The organism is Bradyrhizobium sediminis (genome assembly GCF_018736085.1).
GTDB classification, from domain to species: Bacteria; Pseudomonadota; Alphaproteobacteria; order Rhizobiales; family Xanthobacteraceae; genus Bradyrhizobium; species Bradyrhizobium sediminis.
Genome location: NZ_CP076134.1, coordinates 2,944,685 through 2,959,534 on the forward strand (window position 1 = coordinate 2,944,685; position 14,850 = coordinate 2,959,534).

The following is a 14,850-nucleotide window of genomic DNA, read 5'->3' on the forward strand; positions in this document are numbered from 1 at the left end:
TCAGAGCGCACCGAGGATGGCCCATCGAGGATCGCAGAACTCCCTCACGGCCGCCGTGACGCCGCTGCTGATGATGTCCCGGCGTTCAGGCGAGTCCATCTTGAGCTCTTCGTCCCGATTGATGATCGAGCCCGCCTCCAAAAGGACGGCAGGCATCCGGGTCGTTCGCAGCACGACGAGCTCATCGTAGCTGTAGACGCCGGTTTCCTTGTTCAGCAGCGGGCGCCGGTGCCGGCCCATGATGGCCTGGCTGTATTGCTCGGCATATTGCAGGCCCCGGGCCTTCATTTCCTTGCCGAGCAGTTCGGCGAAGGAGAGGCTCGTCTTGAAGTCCGGATTTCCGCGGGAGACGAAGACGGAATAGCCGCTGAAGCGGTCGCTGAAACGGCTTTTCTTGCCCTCGAACTCCCATTCCTCGAGGAATTTGTTGGGCACGGAATCGTGGTGGATCGACAGGAAGAGATTCGCTTGCAAATCGTTGGCCGCGGCGACGCGCTTGACCAGGCTGCGCCTGGCCTTGCCCTCGGTCAGCAGCAACATGGTCTCGGCAAAGCCTTCGGCCTTCAATTTCTGCTCGATCCGCTGCGCGAGGCGCAGATTGAAGACGAACTCGGAGACGTTGCGGGCGCTCATCGCGCCTTCCGATTCGGCGGTATGTCCGACATCCAGAACGATCCGGAATTTCGATGGATTGCATGTCGATGCGGCCGGTCTCAAAGCGGAAGGATTCAAGGTGACCGGCCCCAGGGCGGCAAGCCTTACATTGCGGGGCTTTGACGAGGCGGCAGGTTTCGCCAGGGCGGCTCGCTTCGCCAAGGTCGCTCGCTTTGGCGAGGTGGCGTGCTTTGGCGAGGAATGATGCTTGGGCGATTTGCCGGGCTTAGCCGAGCTTTTGAAGACATCCGACAGCCAGCCGGCATCGCTGACCTCGATCGGCAAAAGCACCAATGCGGCCATCGCGGCAATAATGGTGCGGCGGCGGGGCCGGACGCCAAAGCCTGACCCGGCGAATTTTCTCGCTAGCGACAGCAATCCCAGCTTTCCCCCGGAGCGATGATCTGTTCGCGCCTCATGACAGCGTGGCGTACGAATTCTAGCAGAAATTATGAACCATGAATGCCTGAAAAACCATTGCGCGCCGGATTTGGCCGGGGGTCAACAAAACCTCTTCAAGAGCAAATAGATATCATTGCTGCCGAGCGCGCATTTTTCGCCCCTGTCGGATTGCCGTCGGCCGACTTCAACCCTTTGACTGCGTTCTGATCTCGTCGAATGTGGAAAGCGCGCGTTCAAATTTGGCGTTGAAGAGCCACATCGCCTCAAGAATTTCGCGGAAGGTTGCAGATGTTCGTGCCCGGTCGGCTCGTCCGAAGGCGAAGATGCTGTTGTTTCGCAGATATCCCATGATTGTCGGGTCGGAAATTCTATAGTTGAGCAGGTCGCCTGACCTCAGTGCGGACCTGGTCGGGGTTGGAATAATCTGGATGAGTTCAAAGAGCTTCATTTGATCGATCGGGCCTGGCAGCGTTTTCACGATCGCCGTTACTTGCGGGAAAATATCCGCGTGTGCGTTCATGAGGCCGTCTCGCACGGCGGTCCAGTGGTTGAATCGATGGTCCAGATTGCCGACCCTTGCCTCTTCCTTGTCGTCACGAATGCTCAGTGCGGGATCAAGGGCTGCGATCGATTTCTTTATTGCTGCCCACTTCCTTCGGCCATTTTGATCTTCGGATGGGCCGGTTTGAAAACTTCCCTTGTATTTGTTCGAGCGCGCATTCCCCACGTTCTGATTGCCATTCGTCTCGGCAAAGAACAGCCCCAGGCTGATACGGCCTGCCGCTTCGGCATTCGCCGCATCGAGGCCCTTGGCTCGCGCAATGGCAATTGCCAGATCGACAACATCCCCGAATGGCGTATCTGATTTTTGCGCGTTGGCCGGCGGCGCTTCCATGTGGTCGAAAAGTTTCCTGTACTCGTCGATCAGCGCCTCACTTGCGGCGTCAAAGTACGCCGGAGGGATTCCGAATTTATTTGGCCGTCCGATCCTGGACGGAAGCACGTCGGTGAGGTCTTTGTAGGCGCTCATCATGCCGTTGCGTGCAAGATAGAGTGCTTGTCCCGGCAAGTTCGGCAGCCCTTGTTTCGCGTTGATCTGCGCGCGCCGCTGGCCCAGGATCGACTCGAAGTTTCTTAGGGCGTTGTCGTAGGTATCGAGCGCATCCGATTGTTTCTTTGTGAGTGTGCCTGGCTGCCCCATGGCAGGGGACATCAAGCCGAGATTGCCGACGGCGATGGAAACCGCCGGCATGAAGAAGAGTCCGAGCGCGAGAGCTGCCGCGGGCGCAGCGGTATGACTTCTTGTCCCCATGGCAATCTCGCAATGCCTGTGTTTCACCGGATACGACTCATCGGATCGTAAACAACGAACGCGCCGCTTGGCGAGACCAAAGCCCCAACTCCGGTGCAATGTCCGCCATTGGGCACGAACCGCAGGTGACGGGCGCGCTGCCGGCGAGTGGCGGATCACGCTTCGCTGATCCGCCCCATGGACTGCTTTGTGTAGAATTGGCGGTGACTTGCCATCAGTTACATCACACCACGGGACAGTATCCATAGATGCGTCGTGCCATCTCTGAGCCTATCGATAGCTCGGTGAGCGGCGATCCTGTCGATCTCAGCACGCGTCACGCCGATGTCCATCAGCTCCCTGTCACTCAGGTCGTGCAAGCTGGCTCGCAACCTCTGGCGTTGGCGCCGCTCCTGAAACGCACGCCAATACCCCTTGAGCAAGCTCAAGACGCTCCGCGTCGATGCGGCCGGTGGTCCAGCAGCATCCTTTTCCGACAAGACGTCTCTCAGCGCTAGGATGGAGGCATCGGGGCGCGCCGCTGCCAAAGCTTCGCCCCTCGCGTCTTTCACCAACGCGATGGAGAGGTCGAGGCCGAGCCCTGCGGCATCGCGCCCGGTCTCGGATGTGAGGTTCGTCTGTTGGGGTGGCATCGGATGCTCCTGCTGTTGCGCCGGCAGGGAGCGTGGCCAAACAAAAGGCCCCGTCCGATGCCGGCGGGGCCTGATGAAAAGATCGCGTCGTCGAATTCCTAGCGCACGACTCCTTCCACGGCCCAGCAAACGCGGGACGTGTGTTTACGGTTGACGATGCGCACTGATCTAATCATGAGACGCAGATACCACGGACATCGCGCAAGATCAAGGGATGTGCCTGGCGTTGCCCGCATCCTCGAGGCGAGTTCTCCTGAGCTGACTCGAAGTCTCCCTCGGGCCATATGGTCAGAGGATCTGGCGAGGCAGTTCCTTCGAGCTTTCTTTATCGCTTCTGCGTCTTTGGAGGGAATGGAACGTCGGGCAGGTCCGGAATCGGCACTAAGCGGACCTCTCGCCGTGCCCGACGAGAGTCCGCAATGCTCAGCAAAACGGACATCCGTCAACGCCATGGATTTTGGAGCTCACGCTCCAAAAGGGCGCCTTCACCTCACGCCGTCACGCGCTGCGGCAGCAGTTCCGCGATCTGAACCGCATTCAGCGCGGCGCCCTTCAGCAGCTGGTCTGCAGACACGAACATCGAGATCGAATGGCCCGAGGGGTCGCTGAGATCCTTGCGGATGCGGCCGACCAGGACGTCGTCCTGACCCGACGCATCGATCGGCATCGGGAAGTAGTTTTTCTGCCGGTCGTCCACGATCCTCACACCCGGCGCCTTCGCCAGGATCGCTCGCACCTCGTCCTCCGAAATCGGCCGTTCGCATTCGAAGGTGATCGCCTCGCAATGCGCGCGCAGCACCGGCACCCGCACGCAGGTCACGCCGATGGCAATGCGGTCGTCTTCGAAAATCTTTCGCGTCTCCTTGATGACCTTGGTCTCTTCGTCGTTGTAGCCGGTCTCGGGATCAACAGCCGTGTTGTGGCTGAACACGTTGAAGGCGTAGGGATGCGGGATCACCTTGGGCGTAAAGGGCCGCCCGTCGAGGCTGGCGCGGGTCGATTCCAGCAGTTCCTCCATGGCTGCCGCACCGGCCCCGCTGGCCGCCTGATAGGTCGACAGGATCACGCGCTTGATGCGGTTCGCCCTGTGGATCGGCCACAGCGGCACCAGCGCGGTAATCGCCGAGCAGTTCGGATTGGCGATGATGCCCTTGTGATCGCGGATCCTGATAGCGTTGATCTCGGGGATCACCAGCGGCACGTCCGGATCCATCCGGAACGCCGACGAATTGTCGACCACGACGGCGCCGGCCTTGACCGCGATCGGCGCGAACTTCCTGGAAATGCCGCCGCCGGCCGAGAACAGCGCGATGTCGACGCCGTCGAAGGAGCGTTCGTTGAGTTCCTCGATCAGGATTTTCTGCCCGCGGAAATCGACGGTCTTGCCGGCCGAGCGGGCGCTCGCCAGCGCCTTCAGCCTGCGAACCGGAAATGCGCGCTTGTTCATGGTGGCGATGAATTCGGCGCCGACGGCGCCGGTCACGCCGGCAATGGCAACAACGGGATCGTTCTTCACGGGTATCTCCATTTATTTGAGCATGCCCTCCGCGCAAACGCTTCGCGTTTGTCGCAGGGAAAACCGGTGCCCACGTTTCCGGATCATGCTCCAGGCAATAAAAAAGCCCCGGTCCTTTTCAGGCGGGGCTTCGGTTCAAGATGATGCGGTGGTGTACCTACGCGCGCACGTCTCCCGAAGCCCGGCGGGGCTTGGTGGTTTTCGCGGTGCGTTTGGTGGTGGTCGTCATGGCGCGGGCTTATGCGGGAGATTTCTGACGGCGTCAACGCCTTTCGGACGGAAAATCTGATGCAACGAGGTTGAACAGGGCGTCCCTGTCGCGCCATAAGCTGACTCATGAGCCTTCCCAATCACTTCGATCTCCTCGCCACCGACGGCGCCGCGCGCACCGGCAGGCTGACGACGCCGCACGGCATGGTGCGGACGCCGGCGTTCATGCCGGTCGGCACTGCCGGCGCCATGAAGGGAATCCATTGGCGCGAGGTGCGTGACGCCGGCGCCGACATCGTGCTCGGCAACACCTATCACCTGATGCTGCGGCCGGGCGCCGAGCGCATCGCCGCGCTCGGCGGCCTGCAGCGCTTCACCGGCTGGAATGGCCCCATGCTGACCGATTCCGGCGGCTTCCAGGTGATGTCGCTGTCCGAGCTGCGCAAGGTCACGGAAAACGCCGTCACCTTTCGCTCGCATCTCGATGGCGCCAAGGTCGAATTGTCGCCGGAACGCTCGATCGAGGTACAGCGGCTGCTCGGCTCCGATATCGCCATGCAGATGGACGAATGCGTGCGGCTGCCGGCCGAACGCGCCGACATCGAGCGCGCCATGCAGCTGTCGCTGCGCTGGGCCGAGCGCAGCAAGCGCGCCTTCGAAAGTGCCGCCCCCGGCTACATGCTGTTCGGCATCGCGCAGGGCGGCGATGTGCCCGAACTCCGTCACGCCAGCGCTCGCGGCCTGGTTGAGATCGGCTTCCACGGCTATGCGATCGGCGGCCTCGCGGTCGGCGAGCCGCAGGCGGTGATGCTTGCCATGATCGAGGAGGTCGCGCCGATCCTGCCCGAGGGACGCCCGCGCTATCTGATGGGCGTCGGCACCCCCGAAGACATTCTGGAGGCGGTCGCGCGCGGCATCGACATGTTCGACTGCGTGATGCCGACCCGCAACGGCCGCCACGGCGTGGCGTTCACGCGGTTCGGCCAGGTCAATCTCCGCAACGCCCGCCACGCCGACGATCCGCGGCCGCTGGATGCGGAAAGCGAGTGGCCGTCGACACGCGATTGCGCGCGCGCCTATTTGCATCATCTCGTGAAGTCGGGCGAAACCCTGGGCGCAATGCTGCTGTCGGAAATCAACGTCGCCTACTACCAGCGCCTGATGCAGGACATCAGGGACGCGATCGCAAAGGGAACGTTCGAGGAATTCCGTCAGCGCACCCGCGCCGATTGGGCGCGCGGCGACATCGCGCCGCGCTGAAAGGCGAGCGCATGTATGGTTTTCGAGCGAGGTGGGACCCGGTTCGCGCCAAGAAAACGCGTCAAACCAAAGCCTAAAGCGTGATGGCATTAGGTTCGATAGCCTGAATTTTTGAGGTAGTTGGCGCATTCTTGGGGTGTGAAGGCGTTGAGCAACTGACCGATTACGGCGCAGACCGCATCGACGGTTCGCGCGGCGGCCTTTCGGAGCAGATGTTTGAGCTTGGCAAAGACCTGTTCGATCGGGTTCAGGTCGGGTGAGTATTTGGGCAGAAAGAACAGCTTGGCACCGGCAGAACGGATGAGCTGACGCACGCTCTTGCTTTTGTGGCTGCCGAGATTGTCCATGACGACGATGTCGCCGGGCCGCAGGGTCGGCAGGAGAGCCTTTTCGACATAGGTCCGAAAGCTCTCGCCATCGATCGGTCCCTCGATGAACCATGGCGCATCGATCCGGTCATGGCGCAGGGCCGCCAGGAAGGTCATGGTCTTCCAGCGCCCGTGGGGAACCTTGGCGGGCAGTCTGCGCCCGCGCAGTGCCCATCCCCGCAAGGGAGCCATATCGGTCCGGGTCCAGGTCTCGTCGATGAAGACCAGCCGCTCAGCTTCGACGCGACCTTGATACTTTGTCCACTGGGACCGCCGCCGCGCCACGTCGGGACGATCGCGCTCGCCAGCCACCACGCTTTTTTTTGAAGCTGAGCTTCTCGGCATGCACGAAGTCCCACACCGAGTGGTAGTCGACCTTCAGGCCGCGTCCGGCGAGTTCGGCAACGAGCCCGCGTATGGTGAAATCACTGTCCCTGAGCCGCTGCGACAGCCAGACCGCGTGGTCTCCCGAAATTGCTTTCGGCTTGTGGCCACCCATCTGGCCAGGCTCAACGCTGCCGGTCTCCTCGACCCGCTGCATCCAGCCGATGGCCGTGCTGATCGCGACCCCAAACCGCTTGGCGGCCTGATTGCGGGACATCCCTCCCTCAATTGCCGTCACGACACGCTTGCGCAAATCCAGAGAGTAAGGCTTGCCCATACATGCTGGCCTCCTAACCCAGCCTGCATGGTGAATCAGAAACACGCTGATTTGGGAATCCCAAATCGATTCAACCTAACCCCATCCCGCTTTAGTTGCAGGCAAACCGCTTGAGCGTGTGCCTGGTGACGAAGCCATAGCCGCAGGTGTCGCAGGTCCAGAGATAGCTGATGACGTTGTCCGACAGGTAGGCGGAAGCCTCAGCGGCCACCATGGAATCGGCGCAGACAGGGCAGGTCGGCAGGTCACACCCGCGCGGGGCGGGGTTGGACGCGACGGTCGACAGGAATTCAGCGACTGCTGGCATCGTGACCTCCTTGCGATCTGGACCTCTTGTTGCGCTCTGAAATTAGCTTGCTGCACTCTCAAATGTTAAACTTTAGCATATACCGATCTGTTTGACGATGTCGCAACAGAAATGCGGTGGTTTTAAGCTATTTGGCCGCGCTTCCGTTTTGCAATGCAGCGAAACTCTGGCGCAGCCGATTCCGGCTTGCACACCGCCTCAAGCTCACCCTAATGAGGGAACAGCTTCTATCTTCACGCACATTGCTTGCACAGGAGTTTGCCATGGACGCCTCGTCAGCCACGAGTGCAGTGCACCGTCCCGGCCGGGGCCGTGTTTTCGACTCGATCGTCGATGCGGTCGGCGACACGCCGATCGTCCGTCTGCGCAAACTGCCGCAAGCCCATGGCGCGCACGCCACCATCCTCGCCAAGCTGGAATATTTCAACCCGGCGGCCAGTGTGAAGGACCGCATCGGGGCGGCGATGGTCATCGCGATGGAAAAGGCCGGCCTGATCAATGCCGACACCGTGCTGATCGAGCCGACGTCGGGCAATACCGGGATCGCGCTCGCCTTCGTCGCCGCTTCGCGCGGCTACCGGCTGAAGCTGGTGATGCCGGAATCGATGTCGATCGAACGCCGCAAGATGCTGGCATTCCTCGGCGCCGAGATCGTGCTGACGCCGGCCGCCCAGGGCATGAAGGGCTCGATTGCGACCGCCGAAGAACTGGTGCGCACGACGCCGAACGCAGTGATGCCGCAGCAATTCAAGAACCTCGCCAACCCCGAGATTCACCGCCGCACCACGGCGGAGGAAATCTGGAACGACACCGGCGGCAATATCGACTTTTTTGTCGCCGGCGTCGGCACCGGCGGCACCATCACCGGCGTCGGGCAGGTGCTGAAGCCGCGCAAGCCCGGCTTGCGGGTGGTCGCGGTAGAGCCGGAGGAAAGTCCGGTGCTGTCGGGCGGACAGCACACCCCGCACAAGATCCAGGGCATCGGCGCCGGATTCATTCCCGACATCCTCGACCGCTCCGTGATCGACGAGATCGTCAAGATCAACAGCGCGACCGCGATCGAAACCTCGCGCGCGCTGGCGCGCAACGAGGGCATTCCCGGCGGCATTTCCTCCGGCGCGGCGATCGCAGCCGCGCTGCAAATCGCCAAGCGGCCGGAGAACGCGGGCAAGACCATTCTTGCGATCGTGCCGTCATTCTCCGAGCGCTATCTGTCGACGGCGCTGTTCGAGGGGATCTAGCGCCATGGCAGATCAACCGAGACGGCCGCGAACCCTGAGCGACGCACGCACCGAGGCAGAGGCGGCATTCAAGAAGACCACGACCAGGGTTCCGGAAGCGCCGCCGAAGAAGGCCGCACTTCCGGGGGTGAAGGAACTGGTGTCGCTGCGGATCGATCAGGACGTGCTCGAGCACTTCCAGGAGGGCGGACCGGGCTGGCAGGATCGCATCAATGACGCCTTGCGGAAGGCCGCGGGCAAATAGGCCGTTACAGTGCTTTGCCGCGAAGCCTGCTCATAAGGCGACCATGCGTCAGCGCCCGGCCGACCGACAACTGTTTCCGCTAGTCGGACTTGGTAAAAAACTTGGCCTCGCACTTGGCCTCGCCGTTGGCCTGCTGTGGCTCGGCCTGCTGGCGGCGCCGGCGCTGGCGGAATCGGTGCCGTTCTCTTGCGTGATCTTGCCGGGTGACGACGTCGCCAGCATCACGCTGACGAATTCGCTCGCCGGCGACGCCTCCTGTTTCGTGACCTGCAGGTTCCAGACGACGAAATACAACAACAATCCGCAGATCACCTGCGCCAAGCCGGTTCCGGCCGGCAAGGAAGTGGAGATGTGTCGGCTGACGTCTGGCGGCGACAAGATGGTGAAGCTGCGGGAAGGACACGCCGAGTGCACGAGATTGCCTCGAGCCGTGAACTAAAAAGCCCGGCGCGAGCCGGGCTTCTTGCTGGTTGATGTCCTGGCCTTGGTGGACGATCAGCGACGGAACATGCCGCCCACCATGCCGCCGACCACGCCGCCGACGAAGGCCGCACCGGGATCGCCGCCGCTACGCTGCGGGGCGGGGGCGCTGCCCCCACTGTTGCTGCTCCGCTGCTGCGGCGCGCGGCGGACCGGCTTTTCATCGGCGTCGCTGGAAGCGGTCGGCACCGCCGCGACGATTTCCGTCAGCAGCGCCTTGTGCTGCAGCCTGTTGAGGTAGCCGCTCTTGGGATAGCCGCGGGCAGCCTGCCAGCGCGTGATCACCGCGCGGGTCGATTCGTCGAACTTGCCGGACACCTTGGTGTCGAAGCCGAGACCGTTCAGCCGGCGCTGCACGTCGCGGCGCTGGCCCTTGTCGAGGCCGATCTGGTCTTCGGTGGTCTGATTGGCTTCGTCCTTGAACGTTGCAGGATCGATGCCGGCAGTGAGATTGCGGGTCGCCGTCGACGAGCTATCCTTGAGCGAGGCGATCCGCGCCAGCGCCAGCGACCTGAATTGACCGTTCGGATAGCTGCTCAGGTAGGCGTTGAGCTCTTCGGGCTTGTTCGATTCCCGCACCGAGCGCCAGAATTCGACCTCGACGTCCGAATTGCCGGAGGAGGCAACAGCGGCCGGCGCCGACGGTCCCGCGGCCGTGGCCGCCGGCGCCGCAGCCCCGTTCAAATAGACCGCGCCGATCAGGTTGGTGTGTCCCCAGGGCAGTTGGCCCTTGTTGGTTTCCTCGTTGACCTGGGCGCGGACCTTGGTCATCGCCTGCTGGATCTCGACGCCGGGCGTCGTGATGTTGGCGATCAGCGCCCGCGTGAACGGGCTGTTGGTGCCTTCCTTGCCGTCGAGCGCGGTTTGCCCGGGGCCGGTTGCGAATGCGATCAGCGTGCCTTCGCCGGATTTCATTTCCGCAAGGCCGGTCTGCACGTTGACGCTGCGGGTCGCGGCATTCGACTTGATCTTGGCGGCGAACGGGTTGTCGCGGCAGGCGTCGAGGAACACCAGCTTGACCTTGGCGTCGCCCATGGTCTGTTCGAGCGTCAGGTCGATATTGATCGCGGCGCCGAGCTTGACGTCCATTTCCGATTTGATGTCAGCGTCGATCGGCAGCAGATAGTTGGTGCCGCTGATGGCGATGCCGTGGCCGGCATAGAAGAATACCGCGACGTCGGCGCCTTGCGCCTTCTTGCCGAACTCGAGCAGCCGCTCGGTCATCTTGTCGCGGGTCAGATTGGTGCCTTCGACAACCTCGAAGCCGACATTGCGAAGCACGCTCGCCATCGACTTGGCGTCGATCGCGGGGTTCGGCAGCGGCTGAACATTCTTGTAGACGCCGTTGCCGACGACAAAGGCGACACGCCGGTCGGCCTTGGCCGACTGGGCGGCAAATACCATGCAAATCAGGGAGAGAAATAGGGTGAGGTAGCGCATCTAAAATCCCCTAGTGGAATCGGGCGTCTCAGGCAGCGACGCGCCATGCAAGTTTACACGAAAAGACCACACTTCGTGCCACAAAAAATGGAGCCCTTGCCCAATTTTTGGCGACGGCCGTCCCCGGCAGAATCAACGGTAGCAAGCCGGCGTCCGTGCTTGCGTGATCTAGATCACAATCCGGCGCAGCGGTCCGAAAAAACGCCGGTCGGCGATGAACCGCTCAGGTTGCGCGCGCGGCAACCGATGTTGGCGCTTTCAGGTTCAACAGATTGCCGGCGAGGATCAGCGAGGCGCCGAGCACGGTGAACATGTCGAGCCGCTCCGAATAGATCAGCCAGCCGGCGGCGGCGGAAAGCGGCACCCGCAGGAAATCCATCGGGATCACGACCGTCGCATCGGCGTGCAGCATCGCGCGCGCCATGCAGTAATGGGAAAACGTGCCGCAGAATGCAATCACGACGATCCAGCCCCAGGCCCAGGCCGACGGCCATATCCAGACATAGATCGACGGGAAGAATCCGGCCGCCGACTGCACCGCCAGCATCCAGAAGATGATGGCGAGGGTATTTTCGGTGCGGGTCAGCGACTTGACCATGGCGATGGAGATGCCGAATCCGACCGCCGCGGCGAGCGCGATCAACTGGCCCGGATTGATCTCGCCGGTCGAGGGCCGCACGATGACGATGACGCCGACGATCCCGAGCACGATCGCCGCCACCTTCCACACCGTCATGCGCTCGCCGAGGAAAGCCGCGGCGAGAATCGCGGTCCAGATCGGCATGGTGAATTCGATCGATACCACCTGACCGAGCGGAATCAGCGTCAGCGCGAAGAACCAGCCGAGCTGCGCGCCGTAGTGAATGAGATTGCGCGCGACATGCTGCAGCGGTCGCGATGTCTTCATGACCGCAAAGCCGCCGGCGCGGCGGATCAGCGGGTACAGCATCAGGAAGCCGAGGATCGAGCGCACCTCCATGATCTGGAACACGTTCAATTCGCGCGTCGTCTCGCGGCCGGCCACCGCCACGATCAGCATCAGGGCGAGCCATCCGGCCATCCACAGCGCGGCCCTTGGTATGGAGGGTGTTCGGTCCATCGTTGAGTGATTGCCGGGCATCCCGCGCGGTGCGTAGAAGCGGTGAGGGCAGGCCGGTATCGGCGACCCCGGGCGAATATGCAACGCGCAAATATGCCGATGCAGTGATGCGCGGCGCCGAAATCTGGGGTGGGAGAGCCCGCACAAACGGTGCTAAGGATGCTCGTCATTCCGGAGCGCGAGTGAAACGAGCGAATCCGGAATCTCGAGATTCCGGGTCTGGTCCTTCGGACCATCCCGGAATGACGATGCAATCCGGGAGAATTCTTCATGCTCACCTTGCAACCGGCCGAATGGTCGAAGCCACGCGGCTTTTCGCACGGCGTCGCCGTCGATGGTCCGGGCCGATGGATCGTGCTGGCCGGCCAGACCGGCGGCGACGAGAAGGGTGACTATGCGCCCGACATGGCCGCACAGGTCGGCATGGCATTGCGACGCATCGTCAAGCTGCTCGGCGAGGCCAGCGCGGGACCCGAGCATATCGTCCGCCTGACCTGGTACCTGACCAGCCGCGAGGAATACCAGGCTGCGGGAGCGGGAATCGGCGCGGCCTGGAAGGAGACACTCGGGCGAAACTTCCCGCCCTCGACGCTGCTCTACATCTCAGGTCTGGTCGACGCGCGCGCCAAGGTCGAGATCGAAGTCACCGCATTCGTACCGAAGGTTTGAAGGAAATCTACCGATGACAAAGCGATCCACATCCGCAGACTATGTGACGGCCTTCGCCACCGGTTGGCCCGAGCAGCAGCCCGATATCATGGTGCTTTCGCTGACCACGCATAAGGGCGTTCAGGATTTCGCGATGAACAAGGAACAGGCCCTGCTGATCGCAAAGACCATGAAGGAAACCGCCGCCCGGCTGGTGGTGCCCAAAAGCAGCAAGACCAGCTAGAGCTGGGCCTCATGGTTCGAGACGCGCGAAGACGCGCTCCTCACCATGAGGGACTGAGACCTCATCCTGAGGAGCATCGCCAACGGGTCGCGCGAATGCGCGCCCGATGACAGGCTCCGCGATGCGTCTCGAAGGATGGAGCATCTGAGGTGGAAATGGCTCTGGCTGGGCCGATCGCTGCGCGGCAACGCTATTTGCGGGACAGCGAAATCGATGTCACCCGGAAAGCGCCCTGGGAGCGGATCACGACGGATTGTCTGTTGCCGCGCGTCGTCAACGCAATGCTCGCGGTGAATCCGGGGCCGCTGGCCATGACCTGAAAGTGGCCGCCGCCGCCACGGCCTTCGAGGTTGCCGCTGACATTGCGAATGCTTTCGCTCCATGTCCCGGACAGCGCTCCGGCCCGGGCCATGACGTTGCTGGCGAGATTGAATTTGTAGCTGTCGCTGGCGCAGGTCAGGGACTGGTTGAGACCGTTGCCGCCGGCGCCGACGGCGTAGCTGGCGCGGCATCTGATACGCTCGGTCGATCCGTCGTCCAGCGTGATGGTGCCGCTGCCGGACCAGTTGCCGGCCATCCCGGCGAAAGGCCCCGATTGCGCGTGGCTGGCGGAGCCGGACGCAGCCACCAAGAAAAACGCGACGGCTGCGAATGTCAGCCGTCGCGTGAGCGCGAAGAATTCCGTTGTTGGGTTCGGCTTACTGCCGCGACGCTTCCCAGCGACCGCTGCATGGTACACCCGCGGATGCCCCATTCCACTTCCCCGATCCGGTTTTGCCGTTGAGCTGACCGTTCGCATATGCACCATTGATCGAGACTCGCACAAGTCCCTCGCGGCCGACGGTTCCGGAAACGGGCGCGCCACCGGCAGAGACCTTGCCGTCCGACACGGTCAGGGTCGAACTGGTGCTCGGCTCGCAGCTGCCGCTCTTGGTCACGACCGTGACGTTCCAGAGCCCGTCATATGAGTGGTCGGCGGCCATGGCCGGAGCGGCGGCGAGGGCGCCTGCAGCGGCGAAGGCGGAAGCAAAAAAAGCGGCGCGAATGCGATTGTGGCGCATAAATCAAATCCCTGTGTGTGTGATGAGGCGGCATATTCAGGTACAATGTGTTCAAAATTTGCTGCATCGCGACAGCGATAAAAACACCATATAAAGCAGATGGTTAATGGACGGATTTATTCCGCCGCGGGAGCGGAATTTGTTCCGGACGGCCACCGTTGCCGGTAAAATATTACTTCGGAAGATTCGGGGCGTTGGTCGCGAACTGCTCGTCCTGCGGTTTGGCCGGCAGGGCGTGGTGGGCCTTGGCGTAGTCGATGACCTCGCCCAAGAGCTTCTGGCCGAGCGGCGCCAGGGCGCGTTCCCACAATTCGCGCGCCGTTTCGCCCTTTTTGACGAAGCACCATTCCTGCGCGGCGATCGCGCCGGCGTCCATGCGGTCGGCGAGATGGTAGACGGTGCCGCCGGCGATCGGATCGCCCTCCTTGATGGTCCATTCGACCGCGGCGATGCCGCGGTGCCGGGGCAGCAATGAGGGGTGGTAGCCGATGCCGCCGAACCTGGCCGCTGCCAGCGCATCCTCGCCGATGCGGGCGTGGCTGTGCGCGGTCACGATCAGGTCGGTACCCGCCGCGATTTCCGAAGCGACCACGAGCCTGGGATCGGCCTGCACGGTGACCTCGATCCCGGCAGCCTTGGCGGCGGCGGCAAGCCGGTCCTCGGCGTCGGCGACCACCACCCGGACGATATCGACGCCGTGCTGGCGCAGCATGTTCAGGGTCGTGACGCCGAAATGGCGGGAGCCGACGAGGGTAATCCGCATGGTGTTCTGTTCCGTCCTGGGCAAAGGCGTCCCGTCGATAACACGTCGCAGCCCACTGTCACCCCGCCCGCGCCGGGGCGGTCGGGTTATCAACAGGGCGGGGGAATCCCGACGGATTGCTGCGATTGGCGGTGAGCGCCGAGCAAAAGGCCGCCGGCAGGCGGCCCTGGGCGGAAATCGAACCCAATGCGGGTCGAGCGAGAGCCCAACTCCTCACAAAAACATCATTCGAAGCCGCCTTGCACGGCGCAACGCCGGGGGATTACGCTAACTGCATTGCGGGCCGGGCCAATGTTGGAGTTTTTTTC

At 62.6% G+C, this 14,850-nt stretch carries 17 protein-coding genes; 6 read left to right on the forward strand and 11 right to left on the reverse strand.

The window, feature by feature from the left end:
- From KMZ29_RS14265 to KMZ29_RS14280, 4 genes are all read right to left on the reverse strand, one after another.
- Window positions 1-957 carry an N-acetylmuramoyl-L-alanine amidase family protein gene (locus tag KMZ29_RS14265; protein ID WP_215624268.1) on the reverse strand — a complete coding sequence of 319 codons (957 nt, stop codon included), beginning with the start codon at window positions 955-957 and terminating at the stop codon, window positions 1-3.
- A 283-nt stretch (window positions 958-1,240) separates the two neighbouring features.
- On the reverse strand, window positions 1,241-2,368 hold the full coding sequence (locus KMZ29_RS14270; RefSeq protein ID WP_215619871.1) for a hypothetical protein: 1,128 nt from the start codon (window positions 2,366-2,368) through the stop codon (window positions 1,241-1,243).
- A gap of 218 nt (window positions 2,369-2,586) precedes the next feature.
- Window positions 2,587-3,000 (reverse strand): DUF1127 domain-containing protein, encoded by a 414-nt coding sequence (locus KMZ29_RS14275; protein ID WP_215619872.1) that lies wholly within the window; start codon window positions 2,998-3,000, stop codon window positions 2,587-2,589.
- A gap of 490 nt (window positions 3,001-3,490) precedes the next feature.
- Window positions 3,491-4,528 carry an aspartate-semialdehyde dehydrogenase gene (locus KMZ29_RS14280; protein WP_215619873.1) on the reverse strand — a complete coding sequence of 346 codons (1,038 nt, stop codon included), beginning with the start codon at window positions 4,526-4,528 and terminating at the stop codon, window positions 3,491-3,493.
- Between the two features lie 324 nt (window positions 4,529-4,852).
- Here KMZ29_RS14280 and tgt point away from each other — a divergent pair, with 324 nt between their 5' ends.
- A complete protein-coding gene (gene tgt, locus KMZ29_RS14285) occupies window positions 4,853-5,986 on the forward strand; it encodes a tRNA guanosine(34) transglycosylase Tgt (protein ID WP_215619874.1) in 1,134 nt (377 codons plus the stop codon).
- Between the two features lie 89 nt (window positions 5,987-6,075).
- Here the strand turns inward: tgt and KMZ29_RS14290 are convergent.
- Window positions 6,076-7,015, reverse strand: a protein-coding gene (locus KMZ29_RS14290) for an IS630 family transposase (RefSeq protein ID WP_369810016.1) whose coding sequence is annotated in 2 segments (ribosomal slippage) — window positions 6,076-6,678 and window positions 6,680-7,015 — 939 coding nt in all. Because the reading frame shifts where the segments join, the coding sequence is not laid out codon by codon here.
- Window positions 7,016-7,106: 91 nt separating this feature from the next.
- Window positions 7,107-7,322 (reverse strand): hypothetical protein, encoded by a 216-nt coding sequence (locus tag KMZ29_RS14295; RefSeq protein WP_215601892.1) that lies wholly within the window; start codon window positions 7,320-7,322, stop codon window positions 7,107-7,109.
- 263 nt (window positions 7,323-7,585) lie between these two features.
- Here KMZ29_RS14295 and cysK point away from each other — a divergent pair, with 263 nt between their 5' ends.
- Genes cysK through KMZ29_RS14310 form a run of 3 tightly spaced genes read left to right on the forward strand, consistent with a single transcriptional unit; the run spans window position 7,586 to window position 9,246 of the window.
- On the forward strand, window positions 7,586-8,563 hold the full coding sequence (gene cysK, locus KMZ29_RS14300) for a cysteine synthase A (RefSeq protein WP_215601893.1): 978 nt from the start codon (window positions 7,586-7,588) through the stop codon (window positions 8,561-8,563).
- Between the two features lie 4 nt (window positions 8,564-8,567).
- Window positions 8,568-8,807, forward strand: coding sequence for a BrnA antitoxin family protein (locus tag KMZ29_RS14305; protein WP_215619876.1), 240 nt, complete (start codon window positions 8,568-8,570; stop codon window positions 8,805-8,807).
- 43 nt (window positions 8,808-8,850) lie between these two features.
- Window positions 8,851-9,246 (forward strand): hypothetical protein, encoded by a 396-nt coding sequence (locus tag KMZ29_RS14310; RefSeq protein ID WP_249779691.1) that lies wholly within the window; start codon window positions 8,851-8,853, stop codon window positions 9,244-9,246.
- A gap of 56 nt (window positions 9,247-9,302) precedes the next feature.
- Here KMZ29_RS14310 and KMZ29_RS14315 read toward each other — a convergent pair whose 3' ends face one another.
- Both KMZ29_RS14315 and KMZ29_RS14320 read right to left on the reverse strand, forming a co-directional pair.
- Window positions 9,303-10,727, reverse strand: a complete 1,425-nt coding sequence (locus tag KMZ29_RS14315; RefSeq protein ID WP_215601895.1) for a caspase family protein — start codon at window positions 10,725-10,727, stop codon at window positions 9,303-9,305.
- A 223-nt stretch (window positions 10,728-10,950) separates the two neighbouring features.
- A complete protein-coding gene (locus tag KMZ29_RS14320) occupies window positions 10,951-11,826 on the reverse strand; it encodes a DMT family transporter (protein ID WP_215619877.1) in 876 nt (291 codons plus the stop codon).
- A gap of 270 nt (window positions 11,827-12,096) precedes the next feature.
- Between KMZ29_RS14320 and KMZ29_RS14325 the strand changes: the two genes are divergently transcribed.
- Together KMZ29_RS14325 and KMZ29_RS14330 are read left to right on the forward strand one after the other, a co-directional pair.
- Window positions 12,097-12,495 (forward strand): RidA family protein, encoded by a 399-nt coding sequence (locus KMZ29_RS14325; protein WP_215619878.1) that lies wholly within the window; start codon window positions 12,097-12,099, stop codon window positions 12,493-12,495.
- Window positions 12,496-12,508: 13 nt separating this feature from the next.
- Entirely contained in the window at window positions 12,509-12,718 is a 210-nt protein-coding gene (locus KMZ29_RS14330; protein ID WP_215601898.1) for a hypothetical protein, read from the forward strand.
- A 190-nt stretch (window positions 12,719-12,908) separates the two neighbouring features.
- Here KMZ29_RS14330 and KMZ29_RS14335 read toward each other — a convergent pair whose 3' ends face one another.
- The 3 genes from KMZ29_RS14335 to KMZ29_RS14345 form a co-directional block, all read right to left on the reverse strand.
- Window positions 12,909-13,472 carry a hypothetical protein gene (locus KMZ29_RS14335; protein ID WP_215601899.1) on the reverse strand — a complete coding sequence of 188 codons (564 nt, stop codon included), beginning with the start codon at window positions 13,470-13,472 and terminating at the stop codon, window positions 12,909-12,911.
- Window positions 13,417-13,779, reverse strand: a complete 363-nt coding sequence (locus tag KMZ29_RS14340; RefSeq protein ID WP_215619879.1) for a hypothetical protein — start codon at window positions 13,777-13,779, stop codon at window positions 13,417-13,419. Before KMZ29_RS14340 ends, KMZ29_RS14335 begins: the two co-directional genes overlap by 56 nt.
- 172 nt (window positions 13,780-13,951) lie before the next feature.
- Window positions 13,952-14,542, reverse strand: coding sequence for a formyltransferase family protein (locus KMZ29_RS14345; protein ID WP_215619880.1), 591 nt, complete (start codon window positions 14,540-14,542; stop codon window positions 13,952-13,954).
- Window positions 14,543-14,850: the final 308 nt, after the last annotated feature.

What these genes read in the sequence shown, in the direction of transcription:
- KMZ29_RS14265 (WP_215624268.1), bottom strand. Translation starts at nt 957, where the DNA reads ATGGCCGCATTGGTGCTTTTGCCGATCGAGGTCAGCGATGCCGGCTGG.
- KMZ29_RS14270 (WP_215619871.1), bottom strand. Translation starts at nt 2,368, where the DNA reads ATGGGGACAAGAAGTCATACCGCTGCGCCCGCGGCAGCTCTCGCGCTC.
- KMZ29_RS14275 (WP_215619872.1), bottom strand. Translation starts at nt 3,000, where the DNA reads ATGCCACCCCAACAGACGAACCTCACATCCGAGACCGGGCGCGATGCC.
- KMZ29_RS14280 (WP_215619873.1), bottom strand. Translation starts at nt 4,528, where the DNA reads ATGGAGATACCCGTGAAGAACGATCCCGTTGTTGCCATTGCCGGCGTG.
- tgt (WP_215619874.1), top strand. Translation starts at nt 4,853, where the DNA reads ATGAGCCTTCCCAATCACTTCGATCTCCTCGCCACCGACGGCGCCGCG.
- KMZ29_RS14295 (WP_215601892.1), bottom strand. Translation starts at nt 7,322, where the DNA reads ATGCCAGCAGTCGCTGAATTCCTGTCGACCGTCGCGTCCAACCCCGCC.
- cysK (WP_215601893.1), top strand. Translation starts at nt 7,586, where the DNA reads ATGGACGCCTCGTCAGCCACGAGTGCAGTGCACCGTCCCGGCCGGGGC.
- KMZ29_RS14305 (WP_215619876.1), top strand. Translation starts at nt 8,568, where the DNA reads ATGGCAGATCAACCGAGACGGCCGCGAACCCTGAGCGACGCACGCACC.
- KMZ29_RS14310 (WP_249779691.1), top strand. Translation starts at nt 8,851, where the DNA reads ATGCGTCAGCGCCCGGCCGACCGACAACTGTTTCCGCTAGTCGGACTT.
- KMZ29_RS14315 (WP_215601895.1), bottom strand. Translation starts at nt 10,727, where the DNA reads ATGCGCTACCTCACCCTATTTCTCTCCCTGATTTGCATGGTATTTGCC.
- KMZ29_RS14320 (WP_215619877.1), bottom strand. Translation starts at nt 11,826, where the DNA reads ATGGACCGAACACCCTCCATACCAAGGGCCGCGCTGTGGATGGCCGGA.
- KMZ29_RS14325 (WP_215619878.1), top strand. Translation starts at nt 12,097, where the DNA reads ATGCTCACCTTGCAACCGGCCGAATGGTCGAAGCCACGCGGCTTTTCG.
- KMZ29_RS14330 (WP_215601898.1), top strand. Translation starts at nt 12,509, where the DNA reads ATGACAAAGCGATCCACATCCGCAGACTATGTGACGGCCTTCGCCACC.
- KMZ29_RS14335 (WP_215601899.1), bottom strand. Translation starts at nt 13,472, where the DNA reads ATGGGGCATCCGCGGGTGTACCATGCAGCGGTCGCTGGGAAGCGTCGC.
- KMZ29_RS14340 (WP_215619879.1), bottom strand. Translation starts at nt 13,779, where the DNA reads ATGCGCCACAATCGCATTCGCGCCGCTTTTTTTGCTTCCGCCTTCGCC.
- KMZ29_RS14345 (WP_215619880.1), bottom strand. Translation starts at nt 14,542, where the DNA reads ATGCGGATTACCCTCGTCGGCTCCCGCCATTTCGGCGTCACGACCCTG.